This window comes from Mitsuaria sp. WAJ17 (assembly GCF_014174515.1).
Classification (GTDB): domain Bacteria; phylum Pseudomonadota; class Gammaproteobacteria; order Burkholderiales; family Burkholderiaceae_C; genus Roseateles_B.
In genome coordinates this window covers 87,626-106,382 of the sequence record NZ_JACJUG010000004.1, presented here as the reverse complement: position 1 = coordinate 106,382, position 18,757 = coordinate 87,626, and the positions used below count along the sequence as shown (strand labels likewise).

The 18,757-nt window shown below is 67.9% G+C and carries 14 protein-coding genes; 4 read left to right on the top strand and 10 right to left on the bottom strand.

The window, feature by feature from the left end; all coding sequences use genetic code 11:
* Positions 1 to 221: 221 nt before the first annotated feature.
* The 8 genes from H5407_RS04845 to H5407_RS04810 all read right to left on the bottom strand — a co-directional run bounded on the left by H5407_RS04845 (position 222) and on the right by H5407_RS04810 (position 9,361).
* A complete protein-coding gene (locus H5407_RS04845) occupies positions 222 to 2,477 on the bottom strand; it encodes a TonB-dependent siderophore receptor (protein ID WP_183103301.1) in 2,256 nt (751 codons plus the stop codon).
* 226 nt (positions 2,478 to 2,703) lie between these two features.
* Positions 2,704 to 3,048: a nuclear transport factor 2 family protein gene (locus H5407_RS04840; protein ID WP_183103300.1), complete on the bottom strand. Its 345-nt coding sequence runs from the start codon at positions 3,046 to 3,048 to the stop codon at positions 2,704 to 2,706.
* 361 nt (positions 3,049 to 3,409) lie between these two features.
* Entirely contained in the window at positions 3,410 to 4,426 is a 1,017-nt protein-coding gene (locus tag H5407_RS04835) for a sulfate ABC transporter substrate-binding protein (protein ID WP_183103299.1), read from the bottom strand.
* Positions 4,427 to 4,549: 123 nt separating this feature from the next.
* A complete protein-coding gene (locus tag H5407_RS04830; RefSeq protein ID WP_183103298.1) occupies positions 4,550 to 5,473 on the bottom strand; it encodes a CysB family HTH-type transcriptional regulator in 924 nt (307 codons plus the stop codon).
* Positions 5,474 to 5,486: 13 nt separating this feature from the next.
* Positions 5,487 to 6,539 (bottom strand): sulfate/molybdate ABC transporter ATP-binding protein, encoded by a 1,053-nt coding sequence (locus H5407_RS04825; RefSeq protein ID WP_183103297.1) that lies wholly within the window; start codon positions 6,537 to 6,539, stop codon positions 5,487 to 5,489.
* On the bottom strand, positions 6,536 to 7,435 hold the full coding sequence (cysW, locus tag H5407_RS04820) for a sulfate ABC transporter permease subunit CysW (protein WP_183103296.1): 900 nt from the start codon (positions 7,433 to 7,435) through the stop codon (positions 6,536 to 6,538). Before cysW ends, H5407_RS04825 begins: the two co-directional genes overlap by 4 nt.
* Entirely contained in the window at positions 7,432 to 8,313 is an 882-nt protein-coding gene (gene cysT / locus H5407_RS04815; RefSeq protein ID WP_183103295.1) for a sulfate ABC transporter permease subunit CysT, read from the bottom strand. The genes cysW and cysT overlap by 4 nt, the downstream gene beginning before the upstream one ends.
* 22 nt (positions 8,314 to 8,335) lie before the next feature.
* The gene (locus H5407_RS04810) at positions 8,336 to 9,361 is read right to left on the bottom strand and encodes a sulfate ABC transporter substrate-binding protein (protein ID WP_183103294.1); all 1,026 of its coding nucleotides are present in this window, start codon (positions 9,359 to 9,361) and stop codon (positions 8,336 to 8,338) included.
* A 338-nt stretch (positions 9,362 to 9,699) separates the two neighbouring features.
* Between H5407_RS04810 and H5407_RS04805 the strand changes: the two genes are divergently transcribed.
* Both H5407_RS04805 and H5407_RS04800 read left to right on the top strand, forming a co-directional pair.
* Positions 9,700 to 10,656, top strand: a complete 957-nt coding sequence (locus H5407_RS04805; RefSeq protein ID WP_183103293.1) for a pyridoxal-phosphate dependent enzyme — start codon at positions 9,700 to 9,702, stop codon at positions 10,654 to 10,656.
* Between the two features lie 693 nt (positions 10,657 to 11,349).
* Complete coding sequence (locus H5407_RS04800; protein WP_183103292.1) at positions 11,350 to 12,003, top strand: DUF4386 family protein; 654 nt, start codon at positions 11,350 to 11,352, stop codon at positions 12,001 to 12,003.
* A 409-nt stretch (positions 12,004 to 12,412) separates the two neighbouring features.
* Here H5407_RS04800 and H5407_RS04795 read toward each other — a convergent pair whose 3' ends face one another.
* Positions 12,413 to 13,738, bottom strand: a complete 1,326-nt coding sequence (locus H5407_RS04795; protein WP_183103291.1) for an O-acetylhomoserine aminocarboxypropyltransferase/cysteine synthase family protein — start codon at positions 13,736 to 13,738, stop codon at positions 12,413 to 12,415.
* A 143-nt stretch (positions 13,739 to 13,881) separates the two neighbouring features.
* Between H5407_RS04795 and chrA the strand changes: the two genes are divergently transcribed.
* Together chrA and H5407_RS04785 are read left to right on the top strand one after the other, a co-directional pair.
* Entirely contained in the window at positions 13,882 to 15,264 is a 1,383-nt protein-coding gene (gene chrA / locus H5407_RS04790) for a chromate efflux transporter (protein ID WP_183103290.1), read from the top strand.
* A gap of 64 nt (positions 15,265 to 15,328) precedes the next feature.
* Positions 15,329 to 17,527 (top strand): M3 family metallopeptidase, encoded by a 2,199-nt coding sequence (locus H5407_RS04785; protein ID WP_310737615.1) that lies wholly within the window; start codon positions 15,329 to 15,331, stop codon positions 17,525 to 17,527.
* 68 nt (positions 17,528 to 17,595) lie between these two features.
* On the opposite strand, the gene H5407_RS04780 is transcribed toward H5407_RS04785, so the two are convergent.
* Positions 17,596 to 18,747: an acyl-CoA dehydrogenase family protein gene (locus tag H5407_RS04780; RefSeq protein WP_183103397.1), complete on the bottom strand. Its 1,152-nt coding sequence runs from the start codon at positions 18,745 to 18,747 to the stop codon at positions 17,596 to 17,598.
* Positions 18,748 to 18,757 lie beyond the last annotated feature (10 nt).

The window sequence follows — 18,757 nt, the reverse complement described above, 5'->3', positions numbered from 1 at the left end:
ACCCTCCAGGCTCCAGTCAATGCGGTCGGGGTGACCGCGGGACAGAGTATCCATCAGAAGACGGGGGGTTTTGGGGGAGACGCTTCCTACTGAGGGGTGTGTGACGGGTGGCACTCCCTGGGGCGGGTGGGTGCCATCGCGGCGATCGCGCGCAGCCGTGTGTCGAGTGTGGCCCTTCCGTCGATCTGCAGCTTCAGGGCAGCGTTCAGCCGAGGGGGCTCTCAGAGCTTGCGCTCCCACCTCAGCTGCCACACCGTGAAGCTGCGCCCCAGGTTGTCCGTCGTGATGCGGTTGTCGGCCGTGGTGATCACCGAGCTGGTGTTGTAGTCCAGCGGGGCGAGGTTGGAGGCGGAGAGGCGCAGCTGGGTGTCGCGGTCGATGGCCCAGGTGGCGGAGGCATCGATCACGCGCTTGGTGGGGGTCACGCTCTGCTGGATCAGGGTCTGCTGGATGGTGCCACCGGGCGTCCAGTTCAGGCCGGCCGCCAGGGTCAGGGGCAGGCTGCGCAGCTTGTAGTCGAACCCGATATTGGCCGTGGCCTTGGGCTGAGAGTCGATGCGGTTGTTCGGGCCGGGGATGCCGTCCACGCGGGAGCTGAAGAGGCTCAGGTTGCTGCGCAGGTTCAGGGGCAGGGCGTCCTCGATGAACTCGTCCAGGCGGAACTTGGCCTCCAGCTCCAGGCCGAAGGTCTTGGCCGTGCCGATGTTCTGCGGGCGTGCCACCCAGCGCGGCACCGAGGCCCAGGAGACGGTCTCCAGGCGAGTTTCGGTACGGATCAGGTCATTGATGTGGCGGTAGAAGAAGTTCGCGCTCAGCAGGCCGCCCTTGACCAGGTAGCGTTCGAAGGCGATCTCCACGCCGGTGGCCATCTCGGGGCGCAGCTCGGGGTTGCCGCTGCGGTCGGGGTACTGGACGGCATTGGGGCCGCAGGCGCCGTCGGCGGGGCAGGGGTACTCGCTGTTGATGCTGGGCCGCGCGATGAGGTCCTGCAGCTGCGGTGAGCGGTAGCTGCGGGTGAGGCTCATGCGCACCTGGTTGCGGCTCTTCTCGTCAGGCTTCCAGACGGCGTGCAGCAGCGGCGTCCAGACGCTGGACTTGTTGCGCACGGCGTAGTTGGCGGCGTCGCTCCTGGTCTCAATGCCTTCCCAGCGCAGGCCGGCGTAGAAGGACCAGTGCGGGCTCACGGACCACTCATCCTGGCCATAGGCTGCGAAGCGCCGGACCGAGGCCGAAAGGTTGTCGCCGAAGTCCGCCAGCGCCGGGCGCGGCAGGCCGTTCTGCAGGCTCACGCGGGTCTGGTCGCGGGTCTGGTTCTCGGCTTCTACGCCGCCCACCAGGCTGTGCTCGTTCTCCAGCTGGCGCGCCACCTTGCCGATCAGGCTCCAGTGGCTGTCATGCCCGTTCACGGTGTCCTCCTGCGTGCGCGAGCCGACGCTGCCGAGGAACTCCTGGCGCAGCGTGCGCGAGTCCATCAGCGCGCGGCCCAGGCCGACGCGCAGGTCCAGGCGGGTGTCGGGGTCCAGCTTCTTCTGTAGCTGGGTGTTCAGGCGCAGCATCTTGAATTCGGTCCTGCCCTCGGTCTGGGCCCTGTCGTAAGCGAGCGGGCGGCCGTCGCTGCGATCGCCTTGCTGGCGCTGCTGGCTGCTGCTGTTGCCCTTGTTGATGCTCAGGAAGGGCTGGAGGGCGAAGGACTCGCCCTCGCCCAGGCGCCATTGCACGCGGCCGTTGGCGTTGAGCATCCTGCGCTCGTCCTCGCTGCTGCCGGTGCTGGTGAGTACGCGGGTCGGCCCCCCGTGCAGGTCCTCGGCCACCGTGCGGCCGTTCTGGTCGTCCTCGTGCTTCATCTGCCCGGCGTTGACTGCCAGGTTGTAGCTGCTGCCGGCGTCGTCGAGCTTGTCGTTGCGCTGCCAGGAGACGTTGGGACTGACCTGGGAGCGCTCGACGCTGAGGCCGGCGCGCAGATCGTTGACCTTGCGCTGGTAGGCCTCGCGCAGCACCACATTGATGGTGCCGGCGATGGCGCGGGCGCCGAACTCGGCGGTGGGCGCGCGCATGATCTCGATGCGCTCGACCTGCTCCGGCGGCAGCTGGTCCAGCGAGAAGCCCGGCGGCATGCGCTCGCCGTTGACCAGGATCTGGGTGAAGCCGCCGCCCATGCCGCGCATGCGGATGTCGCCGCCACGGCCCGGGCGGCCGCCGGTGGTGACGCCGGGCAGGCGCTTCATCACCTCGCCCAGGCTGTTGTCGCCGAACTTCTCGATCTCCTCGCGGCTGATCACGATCTTGGCGGCCGATGAGGCCCGGCGCGTGGCGTCATCGCTGGGGCCGCCGCTCACCTCGACCTTCTCCAGGGTCTGTCGCCCCTGCGCAGCCGGCGCCTGGCCAGGCGCATTCGCAGAACGCGGACGGCTGGCAGCCGGGGCGGGCGGTGCGGCCTGCTCCTGGGCCAGGACCTGCAGGGACAGTCCGGTCAGCATGAGACTGAGGCAAAGGGGGCGCAGGGCGGTACGGACAGGGACGGTCGAGCGGGTCGGGGACATGGCAATCAGGGGCGTCGATTCCGGCAGCGGCGATGGCTGGCTGCCATTTCAAGGGGGCTGCGGCAGGCGGCAGGGCGCGGCCGCATGCAGGGTGCGAAGCATCTCATGCAGGGGCGCGCCAGCCTTTTGGCATGGCCACCTTTAATAGTTCTTTACCCGCAGTTCACGGGGATTTGTAGAAGAACACCGACGCGATGTGTCCGTCTTCGCACCGGTAGACCACCACCAGGTCCCGGTCCGGCTGGCCTGGCACATGAACCCGCTCATGGTCGACCACCGTGGGGCCGCACACGATGCGCTGCAGCACCTCTGCCTGGAGCTCCGGGTTGGCAAAGGCCGCGCCGGCATAGCGCGCCCGCAAGGCCGCCAAGCCTTGCAAGGTGGGCAGCGGAGCTGGCGGCTCGAAGACCTGCACGTTCTGGCCATAGCAGGCACAGAAGGCGTCGAGGTCCTTGGCGTTGTAGGCCTCGAGCTGGGCCTGGGCGAGTTCGGCAGGGCTGCGCATCATGGGCGCCAGTATGCCTGGACGATCGACCCGGAAAAAGCAAAGGGCCACCAGCGGTGGCCCTGCTACCGGACAGGGCACAAGGCCCTGACGGATCATTTCGCGCTGGTCACGGGTTCCAGTGCTCTGCCCTATGTTGCAGCCGATTTCTCGCGTCCTGATGCTTCGCATTGTGCGCATCGTTTGTGTCAGGGATTTGACGAGGAGCAAGGTTTTCCTCCGCCAGAAAAAGGGACCTCCCGCGGCGGGCGCCGGGGAGGCCCAAGGTCAGTCCGCGCCCATCACCAGCAATGCGGTCGCAGGGGTCTGACGAGGAGACAAACGGTGCGGGACGGGGCGGGCAGGTCTTGCCAATGCGGTCGGCTCAGCGGGCGCCCGGTGCGTAGATCTGGTCGAAGACGCCGCCATCGTCGAAGTGCGTCTTCTGGGCCAGGCGCCAGCCGCCGAAGAGCTCGTCCACGGTGAAGAGCTGCACCGGCGCGAACTGCTTCGCGTACTTCGCGGCGACCTTGGCATCGCGCGGACGGTAGTAGTGGCGGGCGGCGATCTCCTGGCCCTCGGGGCTGTAGAGATACTCGAGATAGGCCTGGGCCTGCTTGCGGGTGCCGCGCCTGTCCACGACCTTGTCCACCAGGGCGACGGGTGGCTCCGCCAGCACGGAAATGCTGGGGGTGACGATCTCGAACCTGTCCTTGCCCAGCTCCTTGACGGCCAGGTAGGCCTCGTTCTCCCAGGCGATCAGCACGTCGCCGATGCCGCGCTCCACGAAGGTGGTGGTGGAGCCGCGCGCGCCGGAGTCCAGCACCTTGGTGTTGGCGTAGATGCGCTTGACGAAGGCCTTGGCCGAGTCGGCATTGCCACCGGGCTGCTTGAGCGCATAGCCCCAGGCAGCCAGGTAGTTCCAGCGCGCACCGCCCGAGGTCTTGGGGTTGGGCGTGATGATGTCGATGCCGCTGCGGGCCAGGTCCTGCCAGTTCGTGATTTTCTTGGGATTGCCCTTGCGCACCAGGAACACGATGGTCGAGGTGTAGGGGCTGGCGTTGTGGGGCAGGCGCTTCTGCCAGTCGGCGGGCAGGAGCTTGGCCGTGTCGTGCAGGGCATCGATGTCATAGGCCAGGGCCAGGGTGACCACGTCCGCCTCCAGCCCGTCGATCACCGAGCGCGCCTGCTTGCCCGAGCCGCCGTGCGACTGCTTGATGGCCAGCGTCTCGCCGGACTTGGCCTTCCACTGCTTCGCAAAGGCGGCGTTGAAGTCCTGGTAGAGCTCGCGGGTGGGGTCGTAGGAGACGTTGAGCAGCTGGGTCTGCGCCAGCGCGGCGCTGCCAAGGCTCAGGAGCGTGGCGCCCAGGGCCAGGCGGCGGAGAAGGGATAAGGCTTGCATGGACAGCGGGAACTCGGAAGTTGGAGGGGTCAGGTCTTGTGTCCTGTGATGCCCATTCTTCCGAAGCGCTCCGCGGCTGTCCTCCAAGAAATTCAGCTAAGCAAAGAGGAAAAGCGAAGACCCTCAGGCCTCGGTCCCCAGCGCCTCGCGGATGCGCTCCTCGCCGAGCGAGCCCACGCATTCCTGCAGGAATCGGTAGGCATAGCCGCGCAGGTAGTGGCCCTTCTTCAGGGCCAGGTGCGTGGTGTTGGTGGGGAAGAGGTGAGAGGCGTCGAGCAGGCGCAGGCCCGCGTCGCGCTGCGGCTCGAAGGCCATGGAGGCAATGATGCCCAGGCCCAGACCCACCTGCACATAGGTCTTGATCACGTCGGCGTCCAGCGCGGAGAGCACGATGTCCGGCGCCAGGCCGGCCTGCGCGAAGGTGGCGTCGATGCGGGCGCGGCCGGTGAAGCCCTCGTGGTAGGTGATCAGGGGCTGCTCGGCCAGGGCCTCCAGCGTCAGCGGCTCGGTGCCCAGGGCATGGCCCTCGGGCACGACCACGCTGTGGTGCCAGTCATAGAAGGCAAAGGTGGCGAAGGCCGGGTCCTCGCCCAGGGCCTCGGTGGCGATGCCGATGTCCGCCTCGCCGGACTGCAGCAGGCTGACGATCTCCGCCGGGTTGGCCTGCAGCAGCACCAGGTGCACCTTGGGGAAGGCGGCCTTGAAGCGGGCCACCACCTGCGGCAGGGCATAGCGCGCCTGGGTGTGCGTGGTGGCCACGGTGAGCTGGCCGGCCTCGGCGTCGGCGAACTGGTCGGCCAGGCGCTTGATGTTGCGCGCGTCCTGCAGCATGCGGTCCACGATGATCGCCAGCTCCTTGCCCGGCGCGGTCAGGCCCAGCAGGCGTTTGCCGCGGCGCACGAAGAGCTCCACGCCCAGCTCGTCCTCCAGGTCCTTGATGTGCTTGGACACGCCGGACTGCGAGGTGAACAGCGCCGCCGCCACCTCGGTCAGGTTGAAGTTCTGCTGGACGGCCTCGCGGATGATGCGCAGCTGCTGGAAGTTCATGGGCCTGGCGTGATCAGGCGGCCTCGAACAGGGACAGGCGCGAGGCCTGCAGCTGCACGCGCTGGCCCGGCTGCAGCTGCAGCTGCGAGGCCTGCTCGCGGGTGAGCTCGGCCTCCAGGTGCTGGCCGTCGGGACCACGCAGCTCCACGCGGGCGGCAGCGCCGAAGCTCAGCACGCGATCCACCGTGGCGGGCAGGCCGCGGGCCTGGACGTCGGTGAGGATCTGCAGCTCATGCGGGCGGGCGTAGGCCAGCACGCGGCCCTGCGTCTGGATGCCGCCGCCATGGCGCAGCTGCTGCTCGCCCATGTGCAGCACCGAGCCCTGCGCCTCGCCCTCGAAGCGGTTGACCGCGCCGAGGAAACCGTAGACGAAGGGCGTGGCCGGTCGCTCCCAGACTTCCTGGGGCGAGCCCACCTGCTCGACCTTGCCGTGGTCCATCAGCACGATCCGGTCCGCCACCTCCAGGGCCTCCTCCTGGTCGTGGGTGACGAAGATGCTGGTGATGTGCAGCTCGTCATGCAGGCGGCGCAGCCAGCGGCGCAGCTCCTTGCGCACCTTGGCGTCCAGGGCGCCGAAGGGCTCGTCCAGCAGCAGCACGCGCGGCTCCACCGCCAGGGCGCGGGCCAGGGCGATGCGCTGGCGCTGGCCGCCGGAGAGCTGGGGCGGGTAGCGGTCCGCCAGCCAGTCCAGCTGCACCAGGTTCAGCAGCTCGTGCACCTTCTTCTTGATCTCGGCTTCGCTGGGGCGCTGCTTGCGCGGCTTCACGCGCAGGCCGAAGGCCACGTTGTCGAAGACCGTCATGTGGCGGAACAGGGCGTAGTGCTGGAACACGAAGCCGACCTGGCGCTCGCGCACATGGGTGTCGGAGGCGTCCTCGCCATCGAGCAAGACCTGACCCCGGTCCGGCGTCTCCAGCCCGGCGATGATGCGCAGCAGCGTGGTCTTGCCGCAGCCCGAGGGGCCCAGCAGGGCGACCAGCTCGCCGGTGGGGAAGTCCAGGCTCACGTCGCCCAGGGCGGTGAAGTCGCCGAACTGCTTGTGGATGTTGCGGACCTGGATGCTCATGCTTCTTCCTTCGCAGCGCGTGCGGCGACGGCTGCTCTCCATTCGACAAACTGCTTCAGACCGAGGGTGACCAGCGCCAGCAGCGCCAGCAGCGAGGCCACGGCGAAGGCGGCGGCGAACTGGTACTCGTTGTAGAGAATCTCGACGTGCAGCGGCAGGGTGTTGGTCTGGCCGCGGATGTGGCCCGACACCACGGACACCGCCCCGAACTCGCCCATGGCGCGGGCGTTGCACAGGATCACGCCGTACAACAGGCCCCACTTGATGTTGGGCAGTGTCACGTGCCAGAAGGTCTGCCAGCCGCTGGCGCCCAGCACCGTGGCGGCCTCTTCCTCGTCGCGGCCCTGGGCCTGCATCAGCGGGATCAGCTCGCGGGCCACGAAGGGGAAGGTCACGAAGACGGTGGCCAGCACGATGCCCGGCACCGCGAAGATGATCTTCAGGTCATGCGCCTGCAGCCAGGGGCCGAACCAGCCCTGCGCGCCGAAGAGCAGCACATAGATCAGGCCGGCCACCACGGGCGAGACGGAGAAGGGCAGGTCGATCAGCGTGATCAGCAGCTGCTTGCCGCGGAAGTCGTGCTTGGCGATGGCCCAGGCGGCACTCACGCCGAAGACGAGGTTCAGCGGCACGGCGATCACGGTGGCGATCAGCGTGAGCTTGATGGCCGAGACGGCGTCCTCCTCGATCAGCGCGGCCAGGTAGACGTCGAAACCCTTGCGCAGGGCCTCGGTGAACACGGCCACCAGGGGCAGGACCAGGAAGAGGGCGAAGAAGCCCAGGCCGAGCAGCAGCAGGGTCCAGCGCACCCACGGCGCCTCGCGCGTGGCGGGGTTGCTCTCGTAGCGGCCGCCGGCGGCGAGGCCGTGGCCGAGGGAAGACACGGCGCCGCTCATTTGCGCCCCTCCAGTCCGTTGCGGCGGGCACTCCAGGCCTGCAGGCCGTTGATGCCCAGCAGCAGCACGAAGCTGAACAGCAGCATCACCGTGGCGATGGCGGTGGCGCCCACGTAGTCGTATTGCTCCAGCTTGGAGATGATCATCAGCGGCGTGATCTCGCTCACCAGCGGGATGTTGCCGGCGATGAAGATCACCGAGCCGTACTCGCCCACGGCACGGGCGAAGGCCAGCGCAAAGCCCGTCAGCAGGGCCGGCGTCAGCGTGGGCAGCACGACGTAGCGGAAGGTCTGCCAGCGGTGCGCGCCCAGCGAGGCGGCGGCCTCCTCCAGCTCGGTTTCCATGTCCTCCAGCACCGGCTGCACCGTGCGCACGATGAAGGGCAGGCCGATGAAGACCAGGGCCACCAGCACGCCCAGCGGCGTGAAGGCCACCCTGATGTCATGCGGGGCCAGCAGGGAGCCGATCCAGCCATTGGGCGCGTACAGCGCCGTCAGCGCGATGCCGGCCACGGCGGTGGGCAGGGCGAAGGGCAGATCGACGAGCGCATCCACCAGCTTCTTGCCCGGGAACTCGTAGCGCACAAGGCACCAGGCCAGGATGAGGCCGAAGACGAGGTTGATGCCCGCCGCCAGCAGTGCGGCGCCGAAGCTGAGCTTGTAGGACGCAAGCACCCGCGGTGACGTGGCCGCAGCCCAGAAGGCCTCGAAGCCATGGCCCGCGGACTTGAGGAAGACCGCCGCCAGCGGGATCAGCACCAGCAGCGAGAGGTAGAACAGCGTGAAGCCCAGCGTCGGGCCGAAGCCCGGCAGCACGCGGCGGCGCTTCGGGATCGGCACGGCGGCGGCCTGTGCTGGGGTGAGAGCGGCGGTGGTCATGGCATGCGCGCGGGGTCAGGTCTCAACGCTTGAGGGTGCTGACGATCTGGTCGTAGGTGCCGCCATCGGCGAAGTGGGTCTTGCCCACCTTGGGCCAGCCGCCCAGCAGCTGGTCCACGCTGAAGAGCTTGATGTCCGCATAGCGCTGCGCGTGGCGCTTGAACACGGCCGGGTCGCGGGGACGGAAGTTGTTCTTGGCGATGATCTCCTGGGCCTCGGGCGTGTAGAGGAAGTCCAGGTAGGCCTTGGCCAGGGCGCTGTTGCCTTTCTTGGCCGCGACCTTATCGACGATGGCCACCGGCGCCTCGGCCTCGATGGACACGCTGGGCGCGACCACGTCGAACAGGCCCTTGCCGAACTCGTTCTCGATCAGCTCGGCCTCGGCCTCGAAGGTCAGCAGCACGTCGCCGATGCCACGCTGGGTGAAGGTGGTGGTGGCGCCGCGGCCACCGCCGTCCAGCACGGGCACGTTGGCGAAGATCTTGCCGACGAGCTCACGCGCCTGCGCCTCGCTGCCGCCCTTGGCGATCACGCTGCCCCAGGCCGCGAGGTAGCTGTAGCGGCCGTTGCCGGTGACCTTGGGGTTGGGGATGATGACCTGCACGCCGGGGCGGGCCAGGTCGCCCCAGTCCTTGATGCCCTTGGGGTTGCCCTTCTTCACCAGGAAGACGATGGTGGAGGTGTAGGGGGCGGCGTTGTGGGGGAAGCGCTGGCGCCAGTCGGCGGGGGTCAGGCCCTTCTCGGCGAGCTGGTCCACGTCCGTCGCCTGATTCATGGTGACCACATCGGCCTCCAGGCCGCCGATCACCGAGCCGATCTGCTTGCTGGAGCCGCCATGCGACTGGTTCAGCACCACGGCCTGGCCGGTCTTGGCCTTCCAGGCGGCGGCGAAGGCGGGGTTGATCTGCTTGTAGAGCTCGCGGGAGACGTCGTAGCTGACGTTGAGCAGGCCCGGCTCGGCGGCCTGTGCCGGCATCAGCATCGCCGCCAGCGGCAGGGCGGCGGCGAGCACCAGGGAGCGGCGGGGCAGGGAGCGCAGGAACGTCATGGCGGAGCCTCGAATGATCAGGAGCCGCCAATGTGCCCAAAGTCCCTTATTCGATAAACGACAGTTTTTGTATTTGCTTATCCGGAATATGCATTGATGCGGGGTGAATAAGGCGGGCGAGGGGGCGTGCAGGCGCTGACCCCGTCGCTGCACGGGGGCGGTCCTGGCGCTTGGTCTCCAGTGGGCGCCACTGCGGAACGGGTCAGGCTGGAGTCCGACGTCGGAATGACCCGAACCTGCAGCGAAGTGCCCCGCCCTCAAGCGCTTGCGGCCCATGGCAAGCGTTGCGAAGCCGGCACTGAGGACGGGCACCTGGGCCGGGTCGTTACGATGTCCGCATGACGATCCACATTCAGACCCCGCTCATCGAGTCCGACGCTTTCAGTACCGCGGACCAGCGTGTCTGGCTGAAGTTGGAGGCGCTCCAGCCAAGCGGCTCCTTCAAGTTGCGCGGCGTCGGGCACGCCTGCAAGACCCACGCTGCCCGCGGCGCTTCGCGCCTGCTCTCCTCCTCCGGTGGCAACGCGGGTCTGGCGGTTGCCTATGCAGGGCGCCGCCTGGGCTTGCCGGTTCTGGTGGTGGTGCCTGAATCGACCCTCGAATGGCCCAAGACGCTGTTGCGCAGGTACGGGGCCCAAGTGTTCGTTCACGGAAAGAGCTGGATGGAGGCGAACGACTACCTCCTGTCCCTGCGTCAACCGACGGATGCCTTCATCCACCCCTTTGACGACCCCTTGCTGTGGGAGGGCCACGCGTCCATGGTTCATGAGGCTGCCTCTCAAGGGCCTCGCCCGGATGCCGTCGTGCTGTCGGTGGGCGGGGGCGGTCTGATGTGCGGCGTTCTCCAGGGCATGCATGCCGTCGGGTGGGCCGATGTGCCGCTCGTCGCCGTCGAGACGAGGGGCGCAGAGTCGCTGCATGCGGCCCTTCAAGCGGATCAGCTGGTGACGCTCGACGCCATCACCAGTGTCGCCACCTCCCTTGGCGCCCGTCGGGTGAGCGAACAGGCGTTTGCATGGACAAAGCGGCATGAGGTGATCTCGACCACGGTCAGCGATGCCGCGGCCTTGCAGGCCTGCTTCGAGCTCGCACGCGAACATCGATGGGTCGTTGAACCCGCCTGCGGTGCCGCGGTGGCGGCGCTGCTGTCGCGTTCGATCCCCGTCTTGCACAATGCCGCCAACGTGCTCGTGATCGTCTGCGGCGGCGTGTGCACCACGTACCCGGACCTGGAACAACTCGCCGCCAAGTGCGCACCGGATGCCGAGCAGCCGCCGGCCGTGAACGGCGGCTGATGGCCGGTCGCGCGTGTTTGCTGCCGTTCGCGGTATCAGACGGATCCGTCAACCCTGAGTGCCCGCTTCAGAGCGCTCCGTTCGCTGACAGCGCATCCAGCGGACTTCGCGCAGCACGGCCACTCGCGCGCAGAACATGGGTGCCCGTCGGCTGGCCCCAGCAGTTCCTGGAGGGTGCGAGTGCCCCTGTCGCTCTGGGGCAGATGCCCGCAACTTGGCGTAGCGCAAGCGCAGGGCCGGCAGCGCCCGCTTGTGTGTCGCTGGCGACCTGCCGCTTGTCGGCCAGGCAGGTCAGGGAGGCTCGGACCTCTGGGCCACCCATTTCACGAGGGTGACGCAAGCCGTGGAACGGAATGAAGAATCGGCACCCGTACACGCAGATGCTTTCGGTGCTGCGGTATGCGCAATCCGCAGCATAAATGCCCCCCCTTTGCACACCCCAAGGCTGACTGGCACAGTCAGCGCCTGACGAATGCCGGTTTTCGCGGAAATTCATTGCGGTGTGCGCGCACCGTCAGTCGATGAATTGCGGATGCCGGGCAAGGACTTGCAAAGGCAGTGTCCAGATTCGTCAGGCGGCGTGCCGCCGAGTGCTGCAGCAAGCCGTGCCGGATCAACCCATGGTTGGCGGTGGGAAGACAAACCTGCCGTTCTAGGCCGAGTCTCTTTCGCGAGAAATGGAGCAATCACCAGATGAGCAATCTGCAGAAAGCCGGCGGCATCGCCGCACTGTTCGAGGCCTTGGCGTATATCGTCGGCTTTGGAGTCATGGCGACGCTACTCAATCCTGGCAATGCTGAGGGGTGGAGCGCTGCGCAAAAGTTGGATTTCGTGCTGGAGAGGAAAGCACTGTTTCAAACATGGACCCTGTTCATCTATGTGGCGTTTGGCATTGCTTTGGTGGTTCTGGCCGTGGCGCTGCACGACCGACTGAAGGACAAAGCACACGATTTGATGAGAGTCGCAACGCCATTCGGTCTCATCTGGGCCGGTCTTGTCATCGCCAGTGGCATGGTGGCCAGTGTCGGATTGGAGGCCGTGGCGGCGATTCATTCTCGAGATGTCGCGCAAGCGACCGCCACTTGGGTCGCGATCAGTGCCATTCAGAACGGGCTCGGAGGAGGCGTTGAAATTGTCGGGGGGGTGTGGGCGCTCCTGATCAGCGCTGCTTCATTCAAGTCCGCGGCGTTTCCGAAGGTCCTTGGCTATATAGGCTTCGTTGTCGGCCTGGCGGGCGTCCTCACCGTTGTCCCCATGCTGAAAGACCTGGCAGTTGTTTTTGGCATCAGTCAAATTCTGTGGTTTGCATGGATCGGCATTTATTTGCTGCGCCGATCCACCAGCTAGCCAATTCAATGGATTCCGCCGAGTCAACGTCTTCAGATTGAGTTGTTCATCAAGATCTGACCCAGGAGTCATACCCAATGAATCTAATCCTCGAGAGGACCGGCAGAGTTCCGTTCTTTACCGACATGCGGGCCACGCTGCATGCCTTGGGAATCTCGGCGTCGGACTTCGATTGGTACTTGAGTGACATTGAGACCAACTACTACGGCGAGGATTTCTCACCTCAAGACCAATGGATCACTGGCTTCAGAACGCAGTGTTTCGAAGAGCCGGTTAGCTAGTCACTTGAGCCGACTCGCGTCGGCAGGCCGCCGCTCCCGGCGCTGCTTCAACGTTGAACGATCACACTTGGGCACGAAAGCACGAAAGCACAAAACCGTAGGCCCGCCCCGGCTCGACCGCCCCCCCCTCACACCGCCGCCAGCGCCCCCTCCAGATCCCGCCGCAAATCGTCAATGTGCTCGATGCCGATCGACAGCCGCACGGTGTCCTCGCCCACGCCCGCCTGGTCCAACTCGGCCGGGGAGAGCTGACGGTGGGTGGTGGACGCGGGGTGGGTGGCCAGGGACTTGGCGTCGCCGATGTTGACCAGGCGGGTGAAGAGCTGCAGGGCGTCGAGGAAGCGGGCGCCGGCTGCGCGCGGGTCCTGGCCCGGCGCGGTCTTGAGGCCGAAGGTCAGCAGGCCCGAGCCCTGGCCCGAGAGGTACTTCTGCACCAGGGCATGGTCCGGGTGCTCGGGCAGGCCGGCGTAGTTGACCCAGGCCACTTTGGGATGGTTCTGGAGGTGCTGCGCCACGGCCAGGGCGTTCTGGCTGATGCGGTCCAGGCGCAGGGCCAGGGTCTCGATGCCCTGAAGGATCAGGAAGGCATTGAAGGGGGACAGCGCCGCGCCGGTGTTGCGCAGGGGCACGACGCGGGCCCGGGTGATGTAGGCCGCGGCGCCGGCGGCCTGGGTGTAGACCACGCCGTGGTAGCTCGGGTCGGGCTCGTTGAGGCGCTTGAAGCGGGCCTTGTGCTGGTCCCAGGGGAAGCGGCCGGAGTCGATGATGGCGCCGCCCACCGCCGCGCCATGGCCGCCCAGGTACTTGGTCAGCGAGTGCACGACGATGTCCGCGCCATGCTCGATGGGGCGGCTCAGGTAGGGGCTGGGCACGGTGTTGTCCACGATCAGCGGCACGCCGTGGCGGTGCGCCACCTCGGCGATGCGGGCGATGTCGGTCACATTGCCCTGCGGGTTGCCCAGGGACTCCACGAAGACGGCCTTGGTGCGCTCGTCAATCAGGCCCTCGAAGCTCTCGGGGCGGCGGTAGTCGGCGAAGCGGGTCGTGATGCCCAGCTGGGGCAGGGTATGGGCGAAGAGGTTGTAGGTGCCGCCGTAGAGGGCGCTGGAAGCCACGATGTTGTCGCCTGCCTCGGCAATGGTCTGGAGGGCGTAGGTGACGGCCGCCTGGCCCGAGGCCAGGGCCAGCGCGCCGATGCCGCCCTCCAGCGCGGCCAGACGCTGCTCCAGCACGGCGTTGGTGGGGTTGTTGATGCGGGTGTAGATGTGGCCCTCGGCCTTGAGGTCGAAGAGGTCGGCCGCATGCTGGGCGCTGTCGAAGGCATAGGCCACGGTCTGGTAGATGGGCACGGCCACGGCGCGGGTGGTGGGGTCCGGGGAATAGCCGGCGTGCACGGCGCGGGTCTCGAAATGCCAGTCGGCTTCGGGGCGGGCGGCAGGGGTGGTCTGGCTCATGGAAGCTCCTCAGGGGTCTCGAAGGGAAGGTGGCGCAAGCCTAGCGCCTGAAAGCCGTGGCCGTCCTGTCAGCTTTTGCATAAGCATGTTTCCAAATCGCAGAGCCTGCTTCGGCGGTGGGGTGACGTAGCATCGGCTTCGCCATGACCGACCATCCCCTGCCAGCTGCTGACGCGCCGCCTCATCCCTCGCTCGGAGAGGCCCTGCGCTACTGGCTACGGCTCGGTTGCATCAGCTTCGGCGGGCCGGCCGGGCAGATCGCGCTGATGCACGAGGAGCTGGTGCGGCGCCGCCGCTGGATCAGCGAACGCCGCTTCCTCCATGCCCTGAACTACTGCATGGTGCTGCCCGGCCCCGAAGCCCAACAGCTGGCCACCTACATCGGCTGGCTGCTGCACGGCACGGCCGGTGGCATTGCCGCGGGCGCGCTCTTCGTGCTGCCCTCGCTGCTGCTGCTGATCGGGCTGTCCTGGGTCTACATGGCCTTCGGGCAGCTGGACTGGGTGGCCGGGCTGTTCTACGGCGTCAAGCCGGCGGTGACGGCCCTGGTGGCCCAGGCCGCCTGGCGCATTGGGCAGCGCACGCTGCGCAATGCCTGGCTGTGGGCCCTGGCCGGCCTGGCCTTCGTCGGGCTGGCGCTGCTGCAGCTGCCTTTCCCGGCCATCATCGCCGCGGCGGCGCTGCTGGGCTGGGCCCTGGGGCGCTGGCGTCCGGACCTGATGCGTGCGGCGGGCGGGCATGGCCGCGCGAAGGACGAAGCCCACCGGCCCACCGTCATCGACGACCACAGCCCGCTGCCCGAGCGCGCCCGCTTCCGCTGGCCCCGCCTGGCCCGGCAGCTGGCCCTGGCTCTGGTGCTGTGGGCGCTGCCTTTCGGCCTGCTGTGGGCCTGGCAGGGGAGCTCGGGCCCCTACACCCAGATGGCCTGGTTCTTCACCAAGGCGGCCCTGCTGACTTTTGGCGGGGCCTATGCGGTGCTGCCCTACGTCACCCAGGCGGCCGTCGCGCAGTTCCGCTGGCTCAGCCCGGGTCAGGTGATGGACGGCCTGGCCCTGGGCGAGAGCACGCCGGGGCCGCTGATCATGGTGGTGGCTTTCGTGGCCTTCGTCGGGGGCTGGCAGTCCGAGGCCCTGCAGGCGGGTTGGGCCGCCGTGGTGGGGCGCGAATGGGCGGCGCTGGCCGCAGGCACGGTGGCGGCGCTGCTGGTCACCTGGTTCACCTTCCTGCCGTCCTTCGTCTTCATCCTGACGGGGGCGCCCCTGGTCGAGGCCACGCACCAGGACCTGCGCATCACCGGTCCGCTGACGGCCATCACGGCGGCCGTGGTGGGCGTGATCCTCAATCTGGCCTGGTTCTTCGCGCTGCATGTGGTCTGGCCTCAGGGGTTTCCCGGGGTCCTGGATGCCGTGGCCCTGCTGCTGACCCTGGCGGCAGGCCTGGCCCTGATTCGCTACAAGCGCGGCGTGCTGGAGGTGGTGGGCACCTGTGCTGGTCTGGGCATGGCCTGGCGGCTGCTGGGGGCGTGACTCCCGGCAGAGGTGGGGGCTTTTGCTAGGCTCGCGCCTTTGCATCCAGACAGGTACCTCTGACGTGAAGCTCCCCTATGTCCTGGCCGCCGGCATGAGCCTGGCGTCGCCCCTGCTGGCCGCGCAGGCCGCCGAATCCACCTCGCCCGCGAGTGCCGCCGTGACCGCCCCTGTGACCGCCCCCAATCCGCTGCTCAGCGAAAGCCCCCTGCCGCTGCGCTACCCGCCCTTCGACAAGATTCGCGATGCCGACTTCGCGCCCGCCATGGACGCCGGCATGGCCGAGCAGCTGAAGGAAGTGGCCGCCATCGCTGACAACCCGGCCGCCCCCACCTTCGAGAACACCCTCGTCGCCCTGGAGCGCTCGGGCCGCACGCTGGGCCGCGCCACCACCGTGCTCTTCAGCCTGCTGGGTGCCGACTCCAACCCCGCCCGCCTCAAGCTGCAGGCGGAATACGCCCCCAAGCTGGCGGCGCATGGCGATGCCATCGCCCTGAACCCCAAGCTGTTCCAGCGCATCTCGACCCTTTATGCGCAGCGTGACAAGCTCGGTGCCGTCGAGCAGCGCCTGACCGAGCGCTACTACAAGCGTCTGGTGCGTGCCGGCGCCAAGCTGGACGAGGCCCAGAAGAACCGCATCAAGGCCATCAACGCCGAACTGGCCCGCCTGGGCGCGCAGTTCAACCAGGCCGTGCTGGCCGAGGTGAACGCCAGCGCCGTGGTGGTGGACAGCGAGGCCGAGCTCAAGGGCCTGTCCGCCGGCCAGATCGCCGCCGCTCGCGAGGCGGCCAAGGCCCGTGGTCTGGAGGGCAAGTTCGTGATCGCCTTGCTCAACACCACCGGCCAGCCCTTCGAGGCACAGCTTGAGAACCGCGCCCTGCGCGAGCGCCTGCACAAGGCCTCGGTGGCCCGCGGCAGCCGTGGCAACGAGCATGACACCACGGCCATCGTTGCCAAGGTCGCGGCCCTGCGGGCCGAGCGTGCCCAGCTGCTGGGCTACGCCACCCATGCCGACTTCGTGCTGGAGGAGGAGACCGCCAAGAGCCAGCAGGCCGTGAACGCCATGATGCGCCAGCTGGCCCCCGCCGCCGTGGTCGCCGCCCGCCGCGAGGGCGCCGAGCTGCAGGCCCTGATCGACAAGGAGCAGGCCGCCAAGGGCCAGCCGTCCTTCAAGCTCGAAGCCTGGGACTGGGCCTTCTACAGCGAGCGTCTGCGCGCCGCCAAGTTCGGCTTCGACGAGAGCCAGCTCAAGCCCTACCTGGAGCTGAGCAACGTGCTGGAGAACGGCGTGTTCTACGCCGCCGAGAAGGTCTACGGCCTGCGCTTCAAGGAGCGCAAGGACCTGCCTGTCTACCACCCCGACGTGCGGGTCTACGACGTCTTCAACGCCGACGGCTCGCAGCTGGCCATCTTCATCGCCGACATGTACGCCCGGCCCTCCAAGCGCGGTGGCGCCTGGATGAATGCCTACGTCTCGCAGAACGGTCTGGAGGGCACGCTGCCCGTGGTGGCCAACCACCTCAACATTCCCAAGCCCCCGGCCGGCGAGCCCACGCTGATGACCTGGGACGAGGTGCGCACCGCCTTCCACGAGTTCGGCCATGCGCTGCATGGCATGTTCTCGCAGGTGAAGTACCCGACCTTTGCCGGCACTGCCGTGCCGCGTGACTTCGTCGAGTTCCCCTCGCAGGTCAACGAGATGTGGGCCGACTGGCCCGAGATCCTGGCCCACTATGCCAAGCACTACAAGACGGGCGAGACCATGCCCCGTGCCCTGCTGGACAAGGTGCTGGCCGCCGGCAAGTTCAACCAGGGCTATGCCACCACCGAGTACCTCGCGTCCTCGGTGCTGGACCAGCGCTGGCACCAGCTCAAGGCGGGCGAGGTGCCCGGGGCTGATCAGGTCATGGCCTTCGAGGCGCGCGTGCTGAAGGAGGAGGGCTTCGACTACGCCGCCGTGCCCCCGCGCTACCGCACGCCCTACTTCAGCCACATCATGGGCGGCTACGCAGCCGGCTACTACGCCTACATCTGGTCCGAGGTGCTGGACGCCAACACTGTGGCCTGGTTCAAGGCCCAGGGCGGCCTCAAGCGCGAGCTGGGCGATGCCTTCCGCGCCAAGCTGCTCAGCCAGGGCGGCAGCCGCGACGCGCTGGAGCTGTTCCGGGGTGTCGTTGGCCATGAGCCGCAGATCGAGCCCCTGCTGGAGCGCCGCGGTCTGAAGGTCAAGGCCAATGCGGACGGCAAGGTGGCGGCGAAGTAAACCGCCTCCCGCCCTTGCCTTGAACAAGGCCCGGCGCCGTGAGGCGGCCGGGCCTTGCTGCTTGGGGCTCAGCCCAGCAGCCTGCGCGCGATCAGGTCCTTCATGATCTCGTTGGTGCCGCCGTAGATCTTCTGCACCCGGGCGTCGGCGTAGAGCCGTGCGATCGGGTACTCGGCCATGTAGCCGTAGCCGCCGAAGAGCTGCAGGCATTCGTCCAGCACCTTGCACTGCTGCTCGGTGGTCCACCACTTGGCCATGTAGGCGGCCTCGTCGTCCAGGGTGCCGTCCAGCAGGCGCTGCACGCAGTCGTTGACGAAGCTGCGCACCACATGGGCCAGGGTGGCGCATTCGGCGAGCTTGAAGCGGGTGTTCTGGAAGCTCGCGACCGACTGGCCGAAGGCTTGCCGCTGGCGCGTGTACTCGACGGTCAGCTCGATGGCGCGCTCGATGATGGCGGCCGCCGGCACCGCCAGCAGCAGGCGCTCGTAGGGCAGCTGACTCATCAGCTGGCGGAAGCCCTGTCCCTCGGTGCCGCCCAGCAGGTGGTCGGCGGGCACGCGCACGCCCTGGAAGGCCAGCTCCGCGGTGTCCGAGGCATGCTGGCCCAGCTTCTCCAGGCGGCGGCCGACGCTGAAGCCGGGCAGGTCCTCGGTCTCCAGCACGATCAGCGAGACCCCCTTGCTGCCCGCCTCGCCGGTGCGCACCGCCACCACCAGCAGATTGGCCGTGAAGCCGTTGGTGATGAAGGTCTTGGTCCCGTCGATGAGGTAGCTGTCGCCCTCGCGGCGGGCGCGGGTGCGCAGGGCCTTCAGGTCCGAGCCGCAGCCCGGTTCCGTCATCGCGATGCCCGCCAGCAGCTCGCCGCTGGCCAGGCCGGGCAGCCAGCGCTGCTTCTGCGCCTGGGTCCCGTAGTCGAGGATGTAGTGCGCGGCGATGGTGTGCACGGCGGTGTTGGCCGGCATCTCGGCACGGGCCAGCTCGTCCTGCACGACCAGCTGGTAGGCCAGGTTGGCGCCTGCGCCGCCCCAGGCCTCGTCCAGTTCGGGCAGCAGGAAACCCAGCTCGCCAAAGGGCCGCCAGACCTCGCGCGGGATGTAGCCCTGGCGCCGCCAGCCGTCCAGCTGCGGGGCCAGCTCGGCGTTGACGTAGCGGCGGACCTGCTCGCGGAAGAACTCGATCTGCTCGTCCATCCAGGGGTGGCGGTGCAGGCGGGGAAGCAGGGAGGGGTGC